The organism is Streptococcus cristatus, assembly GCF_963529205.1.
GTDB classification, from domain to species: Bacteria; Bacillota; Bacilli; order Lactobacillales; family Streptococcaceae; genus Streptococcus; species Streptococcus cristatus_O.
The window spans coordinates 36,233-54,036 of record NZ_CAURYF010000005.1; the positions used below are offsets into that span (position 1 = coordinate 36,233).

General features: G+C 39.4%; 16 protein-coding genes and 1 tRNA gene. 15 read left to right on the plus strand and 2 right to left on the minus strand.

The window, feature by feature from the left end:
* Nucleotides 1-25: 25 nt before the first annotated feature.
* The 15 genes from RWS39_RS02165 (at nucleotide 26) to RWS39_RS02240 (ending at nucleotide 16,126) form a co-directional block, all read left to right on the plus strand.
* The gene (locus RWS39_RS02165) at nucleotides 26-307 is read left to right on the plus strand and encodes a hypothetical protein (protein ID WP_314479976.1); all 282 of its coding nucleotides are present in this window, start codon (nucleotides 26-28) and stop codon (nucleotides 305-307) included.
* An 84-nt stretch (nucleotides 308-391) separates the two neighbouring features.
* A complete protein-coding gene (locus RWS39_RS02170; protein ID WP_314479979.1) occupies nucleotides 392-610 on the plus strand; it encodes a hypothetical protein in 219 nt (72 codons plus the stop codon).
* Nucleotides 611-617: 7 nt separating this feature from the next.
* Nucleotides 618-1,097 (plus strand): hypothetical protein, encoded by a 480-nt coding sequence (locus RWS39_RS02175; RefSeq protein WP_314479982.1) that lies wholly within the window; start codon nucleotides 618-620, stop codon nucleotides 1,095-1,097.
* A gap of 59 nt (nucleotides 1,098-1,156) precedes the next feature.
* The gene (locus tag RWS39_RS02180) at nucleotides 1,157-2,092 is read left to right on the plus strand and encodes a conjugal transfer protein (RefSeq protein WP_314479985.1); all 936 of its coding nucleotides are present in this window, start codon (nucleotides 1,157-1,159) and stop codon (nucleotides 2,090-2,092) included.
* A gap of 19 nt (nucleotides 2,093-2,111) precedes the next feature.
* Nucleotides 2,112-2,336, plus strand: a complete 225-nt coding sequence (locus tag RWS39_RS02185; RefSeq protein ID WP_314479987.1) for a TcpD family membrane protein — start codon at nucleotides 2,112-2,114, stop codon at nucleotides 2,334-2,336.
* A gap of 2 nt (nucleotides 2,337-2,338) precedes the next feature.
* Nucleotides 2,339-2,734: a TcpE family conjugal transfer membrane protein gene (locus RWS39_RS02190; protein WP_314479989.1), complete on the plus strand. Its 396-nt coding sequence runs from the start codon at nucleotides 2,339-2,341 to the stop codon at nucleotides 2,732-2,734.
* A 32-nt stretch (nucleotides 2,735-2,766) separates the two neighbouring features.
* Nucleotides 2,767-5,229, plus strand: a complete 2,463-nt coding sequence (locus RWS39_RS02195; protein WP_390896032.1) for an ATP-binding protein — start codon at nucleotides 2,767-2,769, stop codon at nucleotides 5,227-5,229.
* Between the two features lie 57 nt (nucleotides 5,230-5,286).
* Nucleotides 5,287-7,323, plus strand: coding sequence for a hypothetical protein (locus RWS39_RS02200; RefSeq protein ID WP_314479995.1), 2,037 nt, complete (start codon nucleotides 5,287-5,289; stop codon nucleotides 7,321-7,323).
* A gap of 3 nt (nucleotides 7,324-7,326) precedes the next feature.
* Nucleotides 7,327-8,406 carry a phage tail tip lysozyme gene (locus tag RWS39_RS02205; protein ID WP_314479998.1) on the plus strand — a complete coding sequence of 360 codons (1,080 nt, stop codon included), beginning with the start codon at nucleotides 7,327-7,329 and terminating at the stop codon, nucleotides 8,404-8,406.
* 20 nt (nucleotides 8,407-8,426) lie between these two features.
* Nucleotides 8,427-9,170 carry an LPXTG cell wall anchor domain-containing protein gene (locus RWS39_RS02210; RefSeq protein ID WP_314480001.1) on the plus strand — a complete coding sequence of 248 codons (744 nt, stop codon included), beginning with the start codon at nucleotides 8,427-8,429 and terminating at the stop codon, nucleotides 9,168-9,170.
* A gap of 62 nt (nucleotides 9,171-9,232) precedes the next feature.
* Nucleotides 9,233-12,022, plus strand: coding sequence for a MucBP domain-containing protein (locus RWS39_RS02215; RefSeq protein ID WP_314480003.1), 2,790 nt, complete (start codon nucleotides 9,233-9,235; stop codon nucleotides 12,020-12,022).
* Nucleotides 12,023-12,070: 48 nt separating this feature from the next.
* Entirely contained in the window at nucleotides 12,071-12,286 is a 216-nt protein-coding gene (locus tag RWS39_RS02220; protein WP_314480006.1) for a hypothetical protein, read from the plus strand.
* A gap of 25 nt (nucleotides 12,287-12,311) precedes the next feature.
* Nucleotides 12,312-14,606 carry a MucBP domain-containing protein gene (locus RWS39_RS09545; protein WP_390896030.1) on the plus strand — a complete coding sequence of 765 codons (2,295 nt, stop codon included), beginning with the start codon at nucleotides 12,312-12,314 and terminating at the stop codon, nucleotides 14,604-14,606.
* Between the two features lie 165 nt (nucleotides 14,607-14,771).
* A complete protein-coding gene (locus RWS39_RS02235; RefSeq protein ID WP_314480008.1) occupies nucleotides 14,772-14,960 on the plus strand; it encodes a DUF3173 family protein in 189 nt (62 codons plus the stop codon).
* Nucleotides 14,960-16,126 (plus strand): site-specific integrase, encoded by a 1,167-nt coding sequence (locus RWS39_RS02240; RefSeq protein WP_314480009.1) that lies wholly within the window; start codon nucleotides 14,960-14,962, stop codon nucleotides 16,124-16,126. Before RWS39_RS02235 ends, RWS39_RS02240 begins: the two co-directional genes overlap by 1 nt.
* A 54-nt stretch (nucleotides 16,127-16,180) precedes the next feature.
* Here RWS39_RS02240 and RWS39_RS02245 read toward each other — a convergent pair.
* Both RWS39_RS02245 and RWS39_RS02255 read right to left on the minus strand, forming a co-directional pair.
* Nucleotides 16,181-16,253: transfer RNA gene (locus RWS39_RS02245), tRNA-Lys, on the minus strand.
* Nucleotides 16,254-16,518: 265 nt separating this feature from the next.
* Nucleotides 16,519-17,787: a replication-associated recombination protein A gene (locus RWS39_RS02255; RefSeq protein ID WP_314480011.1), complete on the minus strand. Its 1,269-nt coding sequence runs from the start codon at nucleotides 17,785-17,787 to the stop codon at nucleotides 16,519-16,521.
* Nucleotides 17,788-17,804: the final 17 nt, after the last annotated feature.

Here is a 17,804-nt window from a genome sequence, read left to right on the forward strand (position 1 = left end):
TTTATATTCAATGAAGGGATTGAAAATGACAGCGGAAGAAATATTTGAAGACTTGTTGCGGTTGGCGCATACTCGTGGACTAAGTTATTGTGCTGATGTAACACCTACAGACACTAGAAAAACTAGGTGTGATTTTGTACTTTTTTTAAAAAAGAAATATGTGTTTAGGGCTTTTATTGTAGTTGATGAAGAAGGAAATGTTGTGAGTAGGCATTTCAATTATTTGCCTTCCAGATTTTCTAGAGCTTTTGATGAAGAGCAGATTGAGGAAGTAAAATGTATTGTCGAAAGGTGGAATGGTAAGTAGGTTCGATGTGGTACTTTGCATTGTAAGCACTTATCGTTTATGGTGAGGCTTTTTATTTATTCGTTAGAGAGGGAGGCTTAGTAAGTGTGTAAATCTAGGGTTTTAATCAGGAATCCGCAAAACGGTAGGCAGGCATGGTTTAGCTTGCCTTTTTATTTTGGAAAACTCACAAAGATTGGTTTGTCTGGTTCGTATGATGAACAAATTGAGATTGTAGAGACGGAAGGTTCTGCTTATATTGGTACAGGTTCTTTCACTGTTGAGGACTTGGAGCAATTAAATAGACAAGCAGAGGAATATTGAGGTATGTATGCTTGCGAACATTCGAGTGCATGAAAATGGCGAATCACGTTTTCTGTGTGAGCTAGATTTGATGAAGTTTACAAAAGAACAGGTACAGGAAAGAATAAATGAAAGAGGGATTGATGAGGAGTCCTTTTTTGTTTGTGGATTTTCTGATTGGGGAGTAGATACGATTTTTAGTTTAGGAAAAGCCTATCTTTTGAAGAAGATTATTGTTGAGTTGTATAAGGGGGATGAGTTTGTTGTATCTTACTTGTTAAAACAAGGAAAATCGCTTGTTGATATTGCTACAAGGACTTATCGTTTTTTGACAAGAGATGAAGCAGAATTGATGGTGAAATTACTAGAACAGGCAGAATTTAGCTCTGTTATTCATTTCTTTTATAAAGCGGGTAGCTGGATAACAGCTGTAAATAGCTATATTGAAAAGGGGGTGGTGCTAAACACACCGAAAGGATTTTATGTAGATGAAGAATATTTCCACTAGATTGGAAAAAACATAAAATTTCCGTTGTGACGGAAAAATATTGTTGCAAAAGGAGAGAAATGGCAGAAGAGAAAAAAGAAAAGCGGTTTTTGAAGAAAATCAATCAGAAGCAAAAAATTAAGATGAAATTGCCTAAAAAAGTTAATCAAAGAACAGCTAATTTGTTGTTTTTGGGTGGAATTTTAGCGTTGGTTGGTTTAGCAGCTGGAACAGTGATAGTTACTTTTACACGGCAAGTAGTGCCAAATAAGCCAACTGTGAAAGTGGTGGAGAAGACGGATAATGGTTATCAGACAGATAATCGCTTGGAGTTATTCTTAAATGGCTATGTAAGTAGCTATTTTAATTATTCGGGTGAGGAGTCTTTACAAAAAGAAGAGATTGAACGTTTGAATAGTTATTATGATGTGATTCCAGAAGTCCGCTCACAAGGTCAGTTAAGACAGCCTACAAGCTTGATTTCTTCTCGTGTACAAGAGATTAAGAAGAATGTGGCTGTTTATCGTGTAACTTATGAAACAGGTGCGGAAAAGACTAGAATTACAGTGAATTTTTCAATTCCTTACGGAGAAAATAAAACTGGATTCTATGTGTCTGGTCTGCCCTGGTTTGAAGCAGTGGAAAGTTTCAAGGCAACTGAAGTAGATGCAAAAAATGTTTTGAACCTGACCGCAACAGATGAAGTGGTAGAAGAAGAGCAGGAAAAATTGGATAACTTTATCAAATTGTTTTTCAGCAACTATACGACTTCTCAAGATAATCTAAATGCAGTCGCAAAGGATGTAAGAGCTATTTCTGGAGCGGTGTTTAAAACATTGGATTATGCTTATTACAAAAAGGATGGTAAGAAGGTGACGGCTTATATCCAGGCAACAATAGAGATTGCTGGAACAACTCATAGTGAGAATTTTACGTTTGAGTTGGAAGAAAAAGCTGATAGCTTTTTTATTACGAAGATGGAACATGGTATTCCGAAAGATTATGCCAAAAAATAGAAAGAAAACGAGGTAGAAGATGGGTTTACAAGCAGTATTTAGTTGGTTTGTTGAAGCAGTATTGGTTTGGGTGATTGCTGGTTTTGCTGGATGGAAGTTTATTGATGGCATCCGAGAGCAAAAAATTGGTAAAGCAGTATTTTCACTTTTGATTGGTGGAGCAGCTTATTACTTTGTAAAAAATCCAGAACAGGTTTTGCGTCAAGTCGGAACGATTATAGCTAAGATCTTTGGTCAAGGTTAGTTATGGAACAGGAATTAAAAGATAAGAAACTTTATTCTTACAAGCGAGCGCTCAATCAGCCTTACTGGATTCAACGATTGAATGATAGGCTGTCTTTAGATGCTCCAATCAAGTTTTCATTGCTTGTTTATTTTTTGTTGGTATTTGCTCTACTTTATGTCCTGTTGGATGTATTGTTTAAGTCTTTCCCTTTTGGATTGAAAGGGATGTTTGCTAGTATGGTAGCCTTTTATGCAGCTAGAATTTTATCAGATCTAGTTGTAGATGGGAAAGCTCTGATTTTCTATATCATAGATTATCTTAAATTTTATGTGATGTACGGGTTGAAGTCAGATCGTATTTATATCAACAAAGGAATCATTTATGAAAAGCATAAAAAGAGAAAGGAGAATGATTGAAAAATCAGATTTGGGATATTAAAGACAATTTGATGCTAAAGACAGATGGTTCTGTTTTAGCAGTTTATCGGATTCCTTCAAAAGTTATCAATTCAACGGATGCTGCTGCGAAGGAAGAGTTTAAGAAAATGGTCTATGCAGCATTGAATAATCTTAGGTCTTATCATGATTTTGAGATTCAAATGTTGCCAGTTGATGTAGATTTGATTGAAAATTTCAAAAAGCTTTCTCAAGATATTGATTGGGACAGTGGTGCAGGTTCTCTTGCGGAATATGTCTTAAATGGCACGATTGAAAAGTTAGAACAGTCAATTGGCACGTTGTATGAGTATCAATATTATTTGATTGTTCCGTTGAAGTCGATTCATGTATCGGTGGACTTAAAAAGTGTCGTGAAGCAAGGTTATGATAATGCAAGAAAGACTGTTTTATCTACTCTTGGCATTGGAGAAGTAGTTCCCAAAGATTGGGAGAAGGGGTATCAGAATCAAAGAGAAGTTTTAGAAAATACGCTGTCTCTTTTAGATATTCGCTCCTTAACGACTCGGGAAACAATTTTTCTGAATCGCCTGCAGTACCTAAGAGGTCAATTTTATGATAAAAACACGGAAATTTCTATAGTTCAGAACTCCATGGACAATTTGGACGAGGTGAATATAGAATTTGAAAATGTGAATATTTTAAAATTGACAAATTTCGATCAATCTAGTTATGTTGCTTTGTTACCAGTGAATCATGTGCCAGAAAACATGTCTCATTTGCATTTACAAGAAGAATTGCAGAATTTGCGTTTTCCAGTAGAGGGCAATTTTAAGGTTCAGTTTTCGTTGCCGAAAGGTGTTTTTTCTCTGACTGAAAAAGCCAAGCGTGCTAGAAAGCGACTCAAGAATACTTCTCAAGAAGCAGCTGAAACAGATGATGTTCAGAAATCATCTGTTTTAAAAAGTATCTTTCTTTTAGAAGATCTGAGACGAAAAGTGGATGAGGAAGAAGCTTTAGTTTCTTACTTGAATGTTTTGATTGTAACCGATCAAACAATGGAAGGCTTGAAGAATAAGTATGAAGCGCTCTATGCTTATCTTAACCAAATTGGGGTAGAAGTAGTTAGAGCTAATGCGGATCAATTGTATCTCTTCTACAAGACAAGAATTGGTGAAGTATTAGAAAGAGAAGACAAGAATTTCCTTCAGGCTATGTCTTTAGAAGCTTTTTGTGAAAACCTGTTTTTCATGACTAAGAAAGTGGGAACAGATATTGGTCTGTACATAGGACGTGTGGATCATCAAAACGGCTCTTGGCAAGGAGATTATAAAGCGGCGATAGAATCAAGTTCGAATGTTATTTTCACAAATTTGCTTCAGGCGAATAAATTGAATGTAAAAGATAAGACAACGAGTAATCCCCATGTCGCCATTATTGGTGAGACGGGGTCTGGAAAATCTTATCTGACTAAATTGCTATTTACTTATCATACCTTATTGAAAACTAAAACCTTGTATATTGATCCGAAAGCGGAAATGCGAAGGCAATATCAAGCAGTGTTGAAAGAGTATGAAGAGAAAGGTATTTATCCAGAAATTCAAGAGTACATTCGTTCGATTGATTTTGTCACGTTGGATGCCAATGATCCAAAGAATTATGGGGTTTTAGATCCATTAGTATTTTTGAAAGGTCGAGAGGCACGTGACTTGGCGGATAGTATGATTGATACTTTGCTAGGAAAAGAGAATACTCTCAAGATCCGAACAGCCTATTTGAAATTACTTGATAAATACTTGGCTCTAAGAGAAGATGGTCAGAAAGTTGGTATGATTCAAGTTTTTGAAGATCTCAAAGAGCATGAAAATGAGACGATTCGTGATGCAGGAGAGTTCTTGATTTCTGCAGTTGAGCAGTCCATTCTTTCCCTTTGTTTCTCAGATGGAAAAAATGAGGGGATTGATACGGATGCCAAGATTACGATTTTGGAGATTACAGGTCTGAATCTTCCAAATGAAGCATCAAGCAATCTGGAACTGACTCAGGATGAGCGGAAGAGTTTATCGGTTATGTATGCGTTGGGTTACTTTTGTACAAAATTTGGAAAGCAAAATCCGCATCAGGAAACGATTGAGTTCTTTGATGAAGCTTGGTTCTTTAACTCAACTTCAGTAGGGAAGAAGATTCTCAAGATGATGAAACGGGTTGGGCGTTCAGAGAATAACTTTCTTGTATTCATTACTCAGTCTGTCAATGACATTCAGTCTGAAGATGATACGACTGGCTTTGGTACAGTATTTGCCTTTCTGGAGAAAAATGAGATTGAAGAGGTTCTGAAATATCTCAAAATTCCAGTAACTAAGTCCACTAGAGAATGGATTGGGAATATGACAATGGGTCAGTGTATCTACTATGATACGTTTGGTAGAAAAGAACGCATAACGGTAGATGGTCTTTTTCCTGAGATTACGAAACTGTTTGACACGGTAAAATCTGATCTTAAAGCTGTTTCGTAGAGGGGGTGAGGAAACATTAAACTATACGAAAAGTTTAACAAAAGGAAAGTGTTTTGGTTGCTTAGTATTTTTGGGTTAGTTGTTCTAGGTACGAGTTTCCTCGTTTTAGCGGATGAAGAAGCTCAACAAACCTTAACTGGCTTAGATTACAAAAGTGTCAAAGAACACTTGGATCAGTTTACCAGTAAAGTCTGGTTTGATGATGGTTTTTTAGGAATAAGCTTAGAAACAGGTTATCTAATCAATAAATTTGTTCAAGCTGTTTTCTGGATTACTAAGTTTGAGTTCAAAATTTTTGCAGGAATTTATGAAATCTTATCTGCCGCAAATGGTCTTGGCAATCTTTCTGATTTAATTCGAACTGTGATTGGAGAAATGGCTCAAGTTTTTGGGAATTTAAAGAATAGTTTGCTTATGCCTGTAGGGATAATGATGGCAGCTTATGCAGTTTATGTGTATTTTGTCAGGAATGGTTCTTTTGTAAAAACGCTGATGAAATTGTTAGCAGTTTTTGCTTTTAGCGGAGCCTTGTTTACCCAGACCACGATTCAGGATAAAAGTGGTTATGTGGCAGAAATTCTATATGATACGGTGGAGACAGTGACAAACGAGCTTTCAAATAAGGTCACAGGGAGTTTATCTGGGATTCATTCAGAGCAGACAGCTGTTTTAGATGAATATTTTTTAAAAGCTATTTGGACACCTTACAGTCATATGAATGGTGAAGATAAAAGCGGGAAAATCATTCTCAGTGACGAGGAACTGAAACGCTTGGTCTTCTACAATGATGGGGATGATGATTTTAAAATTGGCAATAAAAAAATGAAAGATTTTGTTGGAGATAACAAAAAGACAAAATACTACGGTTTAGTAGATTCTTGGGGTATGAAGTTCACTTATGCTTTTATCTCTGTGATAGAGTCTTTTGTCATGGGAGTGGTGATAGATGGCTTTGCTATCTTTGCTTTCGTCATGAGATTGATGTTTATTTTGATTGTCTTTTTATCCCCAATAGCCATCCTATTGTCGTTGATTCCAACGTTTGAAAACATTCTTTTTAATATTTATAAGAAAATGTTGATTTCCTTGGGTTTGAGTGGTTCCATGTCTATTATCTCGGTCTTGTTTTTGTATTTTTACAATAAATTAGGGGAGATTTTGACTCAGGCTGTAGCTGGCAACTTGATCTTAGGAACGATTTTAAAAGCTCTTGTCCTCTTTATTCTCTGGAAGAAGAGAGATTGGCTCATCAGCATTCTGACAGCGAATAGGGTGACTTCTGTGGCTCAAGATTGGGTTCATAAGTTGCCACAATTAAATACGCAAGGATCAGTAAATGAGCTGGAGTATGAAGGTGAAGAGGGCAAGGCAACCAGGATGAGTTGGATGCAAAAAGGGAATTGGAAGAACTGGCTCAAAAACAAGAGTCAGCCTTCTACTCAAGTTCCAACACCTGCTCCAGCTCCTGTTTCGGATTTTGGGGCAGGAAACCCTGAAGGGGGTGTTTCGCCAAATGAAAGTATTGAAATGGTGCCAAAACCAATTCAACGTCCAGATTTTGAAACAGATCAGCCGTTTCGAGAGGAAGAAGTACCTGGACTACGGAACAAAATTCCGTCTCGTTTAGAAGAGGAAGATTTGGCACCGAAACCAGTTGTGGAGAGACCAAATTTGCCGCCTATTCCACCTCAGTCAGAACATGAGGTAGAAAGAGTGGAAGAATTATTGGAGAATGAGCAACGCAATCCAGCGCCTCGTCCACTAACGCCTTATCAACCAGCGCCAGAAGTGTTGAAAGAAGAACCATCCCCTCCACAGGTGAGACCACCAGTTGTTGAGCCTGAGGAAGTTGAAGAGCGTTTGGATAAGACACGTAAAAAATCAGAGAGCAGTCCGCCTAAACAAGAGGTCAAACGACCGATTGAACAGCCACATGAGATTTCAGAACCAAAACCAATTCCAGAAGTGAGAAAACCGATTGTGAGACCACCATCCAAAGTGGAGGACTCTCCGTTTTCGGAACCTGAGATAAAGACAGATAGAGAGAATCTATTTGTGCCAGAAGTAAAATTTCGGAATCGCTTTAGGAGGTAGAAGATGAAAAAGAAATGGCTATTTTTGCCATTGATGGGGGTGATGCTGCCGCTAGTCATGATGTCGTTTCTTTTATTTTCTTCTGCTGCAGGCGGTGGAAGTGAAGGAACGACAGGAGTTGGAACGAGCTTAACAGCTAAAGAAGTTGCTTCTAAAACAGATATTTCTGAAGAAAGGGCTAAGGATGTCATTAAGATATTAAATTGGCTCATGGGAAAGGAAGAATCTACTTTAGAAGGAGCGACTGGAGTATTAGCTGTTGCTGAGCGAGAGTCAGGATTTGATCCTGCAGCAATCAATACAGGGGGAGGTGTCGCTGGCTATTTCCAGTGGTCTGGCTGGTCTAACCAAGTCAACGGAAATCGTTGGGCATTGGCTAGAGAAAGAAAGTTAGATCCAGATGTGGAACTGGATTTAATGAGTAAAGAGCTAAATGGCAACTGGAAAAAGGTTAAGGATTATTTAAAAACGGCAAAGAGTCCTGAAGAAGCCGCTTTGTATTGGTCAGAACATTATGAAGGGGTTTCCTTATCGGATGGACAAACAAAAGCTGAAACTTTAAAGAAGAATGCCAAAAAATGGCAGGAAGTATTTAAAGGTACGGTTTCAAACCAGAGGAAAAGTAGTAAAAAGAAGAAGGGCAAAGTAAAAGGCAATGCGCAAGTTGCTTCAGGTCAAATTTCTAGTGAAATTCCTGCAGGTTTTACATTAGACAAACCTATGAATACTTCAGGTTTTATTGCTAGTTCTTATCCGTATGGACAATGCACTTGGTTTGTATTTAATCGAGCAAAAGAGTTTGGTGTATCATTTTCACCCTATATGGGAAATGGTGGAGATTGGAAAAGTCAATCAGGATATGAAGTGACGAATACTCCAACCAAACATGCAGCAGTTAGTTTCTATCCAGGGCAAGCAGGAGCAGATTTTACATATGGTCATGTTTCATTTGTAGAAGATGTAGCCGCAGATGGATCAGTTTTAATTTCGGAAAGCAACGTTTCTGGGTTAGGTGTGGTTACTTATCGTGTATTTGATTCAGAGAGTGCTAAAAAGTTGACCTATGTTATTGGTCATAAATAAAAATGTAAAGGAAAATGGAAATGAAAAAAGAACAAGTCATTGGTGTAGCTACTGTTGTAGCAACTTCGATTTTGATGTTTGCAGGAAACGTATCTGCAGATGGAGTAACAATTGGCTCTAGTGAGCCAGGAACAAGTGTAGAAGCTCCAGATAAAGGGGGAGACACAGGAGTTGTGATTGGAAAAGAAACAACGAAACCTGCTCCAGCCGAGCCATCTACAAAAGATGGTGTTATTGGTGAAAATAAAAAGCCAGATACTCAGCCGAGTGATGTTGAAAAGCCAAAGGATGAAGGTAAGTCAACAGAACCGAGTCAGCCAGCGAATCCTGAGAAGGACAAGGAATTGCCTAAACCAGCAGAAGACAAAAAGGTGGAGGAAAAGCCAACACAGCCTGTCAATCCGATCAGTCCAGTTAATCCAGATGTACCTGTTAATCCAGAGAAGCCAGTTGCTCCTAATGTGACGGAAGCTGATTTGAATGTTAAGCCGATTATTGACCATAAAGGAAATACGGTAGTAGGAACTAAAGATGGAAATGTATTGGTGAAGAAAGCAGATGGTTCTGTAGTTGAGAAAAAAGCAGCAGAAATTGGAGCTGTCCGTCAGAAGGATGGCACAGTTGCTTTGAAAGATGAGAAGGGAGAATTGAAGATTTTGCCTTCAACTGGAGAAGAGCAAAAAATGGTCGTTTCATTATTGGGAGCGAGTTTTGCTTTGTTTGCAGGAGCATTAAAATTCAAAAACTTTAAATTCGGAAAATAAATCACATTGACCTGAACAAGTCATAAAAAGGTTTGAAAAAAATATTAAAGAAGGAGATTCACATGGAATCAAAACAACTTAAAGGTCATGGTTATGTTCGTAAGTCAAAGGCAGCTGGTCTTGTTTGCGGCATTGTGTTAGGAGCTGCATTGTTTGCAGGAGTAAATAGTGCTTCAGCTGATGAAGTTACTGCTACTCCAGCACCAGCAACGACAGCTGAAAGTTCAGCGCCTAAAGCTCAAGGACAAGCTCAAGAGTCAACGGTTACAGTTGATGAAGGCTTGACGGATGCTGTAACCAAAGCGAAAGCAGCTGGCTTGACAGTGGAACAGGAAGCAACTAAAGATTTGGGAACTGCAACTACTGAAGACCAAGTTAAACAGTTTGATGATGCAGCGAAAAAAGAGGTAGCTGCTCAAAAGGCTGAAATCGAGCAGAAAGCGGCTGATTATGCTGCTGCAGTAACGTCTGCGGAAAAAGCTCGTAAAACTGTAGTTGATAGTGTAGCTCAAAATCCTTTGCTTTATTATGCAGCATCTTCTCAGTTGAATGATGCAGCTGATGTGGATTTTAACAATGGGAAAGCTAGTTTCGGAGATTTTTCTTCAAGTAAAGGTTCTGTTACTTTTCTAAATGCACCGAATAGTGTTGAATTGAATTTAAGTGGAATGAAGTCAGTTGTTGGGTCTGCAGCTGGTCAAATGAAAGAGATCACAACTTACTACGCTCAGGGGGATATGTTCTCAGGAAATACAAGTGTAGCAGATAAGAAAAATGCTAAAGTGGTTCCTATTTCAATTTCCCAAGGTGAAACAATCACTTACAAAGTGAATTATGCAGCGGATTCTGAATTAGGGAAATTGGGTGTTGCATATGTAGAAAAGAAAATTACTCTGGTAAAATCACCTGTAAAAAATGGCAAAACGGTTTTATTGGCTGACCGTTATGGTAGTGTAAGCGGGAATTTTGTAATTGGTGGAACAGGAAATGCTAATAATGATGTGTTGAACATTGGTGATTGGAGCTATGAGTTTACAAAGACCTACTACGACAAAAGCGGCAAGGTTATTGACTCAAAAGAATTGACAGCTAATGTTTTCAACAAGTATGCGTTTGGTGGTAAAGATGTGATGAAAGCAAGTGATATTCAACTTGCTGTATCTCCTCAAAACCGTGACTGGACTATTCATAATGGCTCTGATGCTGATTTAAGTCAAAAGAAGAGTCTGACAGGTGTATATGGTGGAGAAGCATTCTTGAAATCAACTTTAGTTGAAACAGTGACTCAAAGAGATAGTAGTGCAATCAATCCTCATGGTCATGAAATGTTTTATCATTCTCAAAAGTTGCAACAAGCAGATGTTTCAGGAATTGGTGTTCCAGCTAAACCTTCTGTGAAATATCATTTGGTTTCTTATAAGAAGGCAGTTAAGAGTACACTTCCAGGGGATAATGCTACTGGTTCAGTTGAAGTTCACTATGTGAAGGATGACGCTGCTAAAACGGTTCTTAAAGAACCAGTCACAGACATTGACCATGCTAAGGTCGGAACCAAGTATGACACAACCGACAATAAGCCTAAGACCATCACTAAAGATGGTAAAGAATACCAACTTGTTCGTACTGAAGGTAAGGAAACAGGCGAAGTGGTTGAAGGGAAGATTGTAGTAACCTACATCTACCGTGAGACCGTCAAACCGACTACTATCCACGTTGATGGTGGTGGAAAAGAACTTACTCCTCCAGAGGACGGAACGAAGCCGTTTGCGAAAATTCCTGGATATGAGCCTGATCCAGAAAATCCTCGCAACAATGAAGACCCTAACGGTGAGACTGTTCGGGTTTACAAGAAGGTGACTCCTAAACCTACTCCAGCGCCAGTTGAAAAAATGGGTTCAGTTGAAGTGCACTATGTGAAGGACGACGCTGCTAAAACGGTTCTTAAAGAACCAGTCACAGACATTGACCATGCTAAGGTCGGAACCAAGTATGACACAACCGACAATAAGCCTAAGACCATCACTAAAGATGGTAAAGAATACCAACTTGTTCGTACTGAAGGTAAGGAAACAGGCGAAGTGGTTGAAGGGAAGATTGTAGTAACCTACATCTACCGTGAGACCGTCAAACCGACTACTATCCACGTTGATGGTGGTGGAAAAGAACTTACTCCTCCAGAGGACGGAACGAAGCCGTTTGCGAAAATTCCTGGATATGAGCCTGATCCAGAAAATCCTCGCAACAATGAAGACCCTAACGGTGTGACCGTGCGGGTTTACAAGAAGGTGACTCCTAAACCAACACCAGTACCAGTGAATGACCCAACAACCATTCATATTGACCGTGATGGTAAAGAGATTGCTCCAAAAGAGAAAGGCACGAAAGGATTTAAGAAAATCCCAGGTTATGAGGCGGATCCAACAAGTTTGCTGAATAAAGAGGATCCAAAGGGTCAGTCAGTGCGTGTTTATCGAAAAGTGGAGCCTAAAGTAGATCCGAAAGAAAATCCAGTGACAATTCATATTGACACTGAAGGAAAAACAGTGGCACCTAAAGAAGATGGCACGAAAGGTTTCAAGGAAATTCCAGGTTATGAAAAATATCCTGAAGATCCAAAAAATGTTGAAAATGTAAATGGCATCACTGTTCGAGTGTATAAGAAGTTGGAAGATAAGCCAGTTCAGCCAACGACACCAGCAGAACCAGCGCAACCAAGCCCTGCAGCTCCTGCAACACAGAAATTGAGTGCTTTGCCTGAAACGGGAACGGCTACTTCTATTTTGTCTGTGGTTGGTGCTGCATTAGGAGGATTAGGAGTTGTTGGTCTGAAGAGCAGAAAGGATGAAGAATAGAATATAAGGTGCAGGAGGCTGCACCTTTGTTTTTTAAAAGGAGAAAGAATGGTTTTATATGTTAGCGTAGTAATTTTTGTTTTGAGCTTGATGTATTTTATATATATGGTAGCTCATGCGATTTTAGATGCAAGTAGAAGGAAGAAACTCAATAATGAAGTGAGTATTCAGGATTTCCATTTGATAAATGGTCAATCATTTCTAAAAAAACCAGAAAAAGAAGAACCTAAAAAAATGAAAGTGCAGCAAGTACCTTTGTATTAGAAAAATAATGATGAGGAAAGACTGAATGAAACAAAAATTGAAATATGGATTTAGAAAATCAAAAGTCGCACGTAGCCTATGTGGTGCTGTTTTAGGAGCAGCTGCTATCGTATCTGTCGGAGCTGTATCAGCCAGTGCGGATGAGGTTAAAGCTGAACCTGAAAAAACTGTTGTAAAAACTGGGGAAGAAAGTGTTGCAGCTCAACCTCAACAAGAAAAAGAACAACCATCTTCAGCTGAAGAATTTAAGGACTTGGATAAGACACCTGTTGAAGTTGAAAAAGTTGAAAAGGCTGCTCCAGTAGTGGAAAATCCAAACCCAACTCCAGCTGAGCCTAAACAACCTGAATTTAAGCCAGAAGTGAAAGCTACTGAAAATTCAGTTGAAACCGTGGCAGATAAAGTAGGTTCAAGTGAGCTGAATTTCACAGCAAAAGCTCCTACAAATACTAGCAAAACAAACGAAATCGAACCATTGACAACGACGCATATCTATGATACCTCTGTGTCGTATGCTGGCAAGTTGAAAGCTTCTTTGTTGCAGAGCCGAAAAATTATTGAGGCTAATACTAATCCTCAGAGCAAACACATTCTACAAACGTATGCAGTGAATTTCACTGATAGCTATGTAGCTGTTGGTGTAAATGATGAGAACACTTTAAAAAATAATTATGGTGTATCATCTTTGCTTTTGACTAAAGAGCAGGCTCTCGGATTGATCGACAAGCTAATGGCAATCAAGCATCCTTCAGAGAAGGGTTCTACCTTCCAAAAGGAGGGAGATTATTACATTGCTATAGCCAAAGCCTTTGGAGAGCTTGGTTATAAGACTGATACTCCAGGAACGAAAGTTCCATTTGAAGATATTGTCACCAAGCTTACCAAACCGACAGATACCATCAGTGTTATTCAATACACAGATGGATGGGGTGAAGGTCGTGAGGAAATGGATCCTACTTTTGCCAACTGGGCAAAAACACGTGCAAAAACCTTTATGACGGTGGTGAACCGTAATAAGGTTACAGATAAGGACACAAATAGTAACGAATCCATCAATCAGATGAAAAAGTTAGGGCATCCTAATATTTATGATGCCACAGGGAAAGATCCAAAGATTGTGGATGCAGAAGTGCTGAAGCAGTTTATGGAAACTGCAACTGAAAAGGTGAAAGTAACCAAAGGAGAAAATCAAACAGCTAAGATCACTATTGGTGGTGCAGGAATCGAAGTCACAAAGACTACTTTGAAAGGTAAAAATGTAAGTAAGGATTTACCGATTAAAGACGGTAAAGTTGACTTCACAGAAAAACTACCTGATGGGGACTATGAAATTTCATACAATTTTACTGGTGTAGGCACAGTCACTGCTTCTGTCTCATTGGATGGGAAAGAAGCAGCTAAAAAAGCTGATACACTTTCATCAAAAGGAGGATTTGTAAAAGCAGACTTCCGAACAAATGATGGCAAAACAATTTCTGGTAAAAGTGATTTAACTGTTTCAGAAGCAGGAAAGGAAATTGGCGCTGATTGGAAAGCTCCAGAAGCTGACAAGTCAATTATGGTCAACGGTCAAACGTATATGCTTGTTGGTGCGCCAAAAACACAAACTGGAAAAGTAACAAAGGACAACGTTACTTTGCACTATGTTTACCAAGCTAAACCTTCCGACAAAAAGGTTTATACAGTAACTTTCAAGGTCTTGGATGCTATTACTGGTAAACAAATTGACAAAGAATTTGTTGTTGCAAAAGGTTTTGAAGGTTCTGGCTATAACGTGCTATCGCCAAAAGTCGATGGTTACGAAGTATCCCTTAAAGAAGGCTCTGCAGCAGGCAAACTTTCTAATAAAGATGTAACCTTGACTTACCTTGCTCATGAAAAAGGTGGTCAAGTAAAAGCCATCTTTACAGATGAGAGTGGCAAAGAGTTGAAGGACTCTCAAGTTGTTGCTGAAACAGGTCAGTTGGTTGGAAGCAGCTGGAAATATGATAGCGAACTCCAAAAGGAACTCAAAGTAGGTGATAAAACTTACATTTTGACAGCTGTGCCAGAACGTTTGCAAGGTGAGGTGACCTCTGATAATCAGACTTTGAAGTTTGTTTATAAGTTGAAGGAAGAGCCTAAACCTGAGCAACCAGCTAAGCCTGCCAAGCCAAAAGCAGATAAGGTTGCTCCTAAAACTTTACCAAAGACTAGTGCGGTTCCAGGTTCAAATGTTTCGAAGACGGATTCATCAGCTCAACTAGCCTTGGTTGCAGCTGCTTCAGTTGTAAGTTATGCTGCTGGTTATGGTTATACAAAGAAACGTAAGAATAATTAGCTAAAAGAGAGCAGGTGAGCATAGGTGCTTGCTTGCTTCTTTTTTTATAGAATGTTCGTCTTCTGAATGCTTATCTAGGCTCTGCAGTCAAAAAATCGTTCGGATTTTTAATGAATTACCTGGAAACCAGGTTTATTTAATGTTCGGATATAGGAAGGAAAAAGAATGAAAAATGAGAATGTTATTTCGGATAAAGAGCTGATGTCTATGGGTTACAATAAAGCGACAGCTCAAAGAATTATAAAGGAATCAAGAGAATTACTAGTGAAAAGGGGGTTTACGTTTTATGATAGGAAACGTTTGATGATTGTACCTAAAAAGGTTGTAGCTGAAATTCTAGGGGTTCAAGTCTAATGGCTAGTATTCGTTATAGAAGAAGAGGATCTACAGGACTTTGGTCGTATGAGGTAAGGGAGAAAGGTCAAACAGTCGCTCATGGAAGTAGTTTCAAAACAAAGAAAGAGGCTATTGTTGAAGCGGAAAAGATAGCTCAGAAAATACGTTTGGGTGGAAGGCTGAGCAAGGATATGACTTTGGTGTCGTTGTATCAGGAATGGTTAGAGTTAAAAATTCTTCCGAGTAATAAAAGTGAGTCAACTAAACAAAAATATGTAGCTAGGAAAAAGGTCATTATTGAATTGTTTGGAGATGAGAAAATTTCTTCTATTCGAAGAAGTGATTATCAACGTGCTTTAAACAAATACGCTGAACGAGTTGGCAGGGATGTGTTACGGCGCTTTCATAATGGTGTTAAAGCTGCGTTGAGAATGGCTATTGGGGATAAGTTGATGGTTGATGATTTTACAAAAGATGTAGAATTATATCCAGGAATGAAAGAGCAGGAAACAGATGAAAAATATTTGCATAGTGAAGAAGAATATTTTTTAGTTTTAGTAGAATTAAGAAAACGGTTTGACTATTTTAAGTCGATTGTGCCTTTTATTTTGTATTTTTTATTTGTGACAGGAATGCGGTTTGGGGAATTGATGGCTTTAACTTCAGATGAGGTAGACTTTGAGAATAATCGTATTTATACTTATAGGCGATATAATACCTTGTTAAGAAAATTTGTACCACCAAAGAATAAGACTTCTATACGTTATGTGCCACTCAAGAGAGAAGATATGGAGCTTTTGCGTGAGTTGATTGCTTTACAAGAGAGGGTTAATAAAGAACTTGGACTAAATAATCCTGAGTGCTTAGTTTTTCAGCATTTTTCATATAAATATGGTGTGCCATTGACAGATACAGTTAATAAGTATTTACGAGAAATGTTAGAAGAATTGGAGCTTAGGCCTGTTATTACGACAAAAGGAGCACGTCATACTTATGGTAGTTATTTATGGCACCGAGGAATTGACTTAGGAGTGATTGCAAAAGTATTAGGTCATAAAGATATAACGATGTTGATAGAAGTTTATGGTCATACTTTAGAAGAGAAAATAGATGAGGAATTTAATCGAATTCGTTCGCTGAAATACGAAAATTCAAAAAGTGGGGCAAAAAGTGGGGCAAAGTGATTTTAGAGCAAGTAAAAAAGCCTATAGAATAGGCTTTCTTAGTCATACTTTCTATGCCCCCTGCAGGGCTCGAACCTGCGACCCATAGATTAAGAGTCTACTGCTCTACCAACTGAGCTAAGGAGGCAACAGAAAAAGCTGTATTGGTGCCGGACCTTCACGATTTGTATTGAACCCGCGCAATTAAGCAGGTGGGCAACTCGCTCTAACTGAAGCTGCTTCCGCGTGACACGGCCTGCACGCTGTTAGAAGTCTTTTGTTTCCCTAATAATACAAAAAATAGTCGGTCAACACTTAAGTGTGAAGTCGTACACCACAGCGTTTCTATAATTATAATACCATAAATTTTGAAAAATTCAAGAGAAAAATGTGATTTTTTGCAAACGATGCCATCATTTTTTAAAGTGATCAATCTTATCTTTAGTCATACCGAGAGCGCGTTCGTATTTGCCATTCTCATTAGGAGTGAAATAATTGGCATCTTTGATTTTGTCAGGCAGATAGTCCTGCTTGACCCAATTGCCAGGATAGGAGTGAGGGTAGAGATAGTCCTGTGCGTTGCCCAATTCCTTGCTGCCGGCATAGTGGCCGTCGCGTAAGTGGCGGGGAATGGGAAGATTTCCATTCTTTCTTAGGTCGGCTAGGGCCTTGTCCATGGCCACATAGGCTGAGTTGGACTTGGGAGATAGAGCCAGATCAATGATAATATTGGCAATGAGGATACGGGCTTCAGGAAAGCCAATCCGCTGGGCCGCTTCTAGCGCTGTGACGGTATGGACTTGGGCATCAGGATTTGCAAGGCCAATATCTTCGTAAGCGATAACGGTCAAGCGTCGAGCTAGGCTAGGGAGGTCTCCAGCCTCAATGAGGCGGGCTGCGTAGTGGAGACTGGCATTGACATCGGAGCCACGGATAGACTTCTGCAGGGCAGAGAGGACATCATAATGGCCGTCTCCGTCCTTATCCATGGTGATATAGCTTTTTTGCAGGCTGTTTTCCATGACATCGAGCGTGATGTGGCGAATGCCCTTGCTATCTTCTGGGGTAGAGAGTACGGCTAGGTCCAGTGAATTATAGGCGGAGCGCAGGTCTCCGTTGGTAGAGATAGCAATGAAATCCAGAGCCTCATCGTCTAGCTCTACTGAAAAATCAAATCCTCGTTCCTTATCCGTCAAGGCTAGCTGAATGGCTGTCCGGATGTCGTCGTTGCTGAGGGGCTCAAGCTCAAATATCTGAACCCGGCTGCGAATAGCGGGAGTGACAGAAAAGAAAGGATTTTCCGTCGTCGCCCCAATCATGATGACCAAACCGCTTTCTAATAGCGGCAGCAGGAAGTCTTGCTTGGTCTTGTCCAAGCGGTGAATTTCATCCAGCAGGAGCACCAGTCCGCCGGAAAATTTCGCTTCTTCAGCGATTTCCTGCAGGCGCTTCTTGCTATCTACGGTGGCATTAAAGGTCCGAAAGGCATACTTGGTTGTGCCGGCAATAGCCGAGGCTATGGAGGTTTTGCCGATGCCGGGTGGCCCGTAGAGAATCATCGAGGACAGGCGGTTGGCTTCAACCATACGGCGGATGATTTTTCCAGATCCGACCAGATGTTGCTGGCCGATGATCTGATCAATGCTGGTCGGTCGCATGCGCAGGGCTAGGTTTTCTGGCATAAGATTTCCTTTCTGCA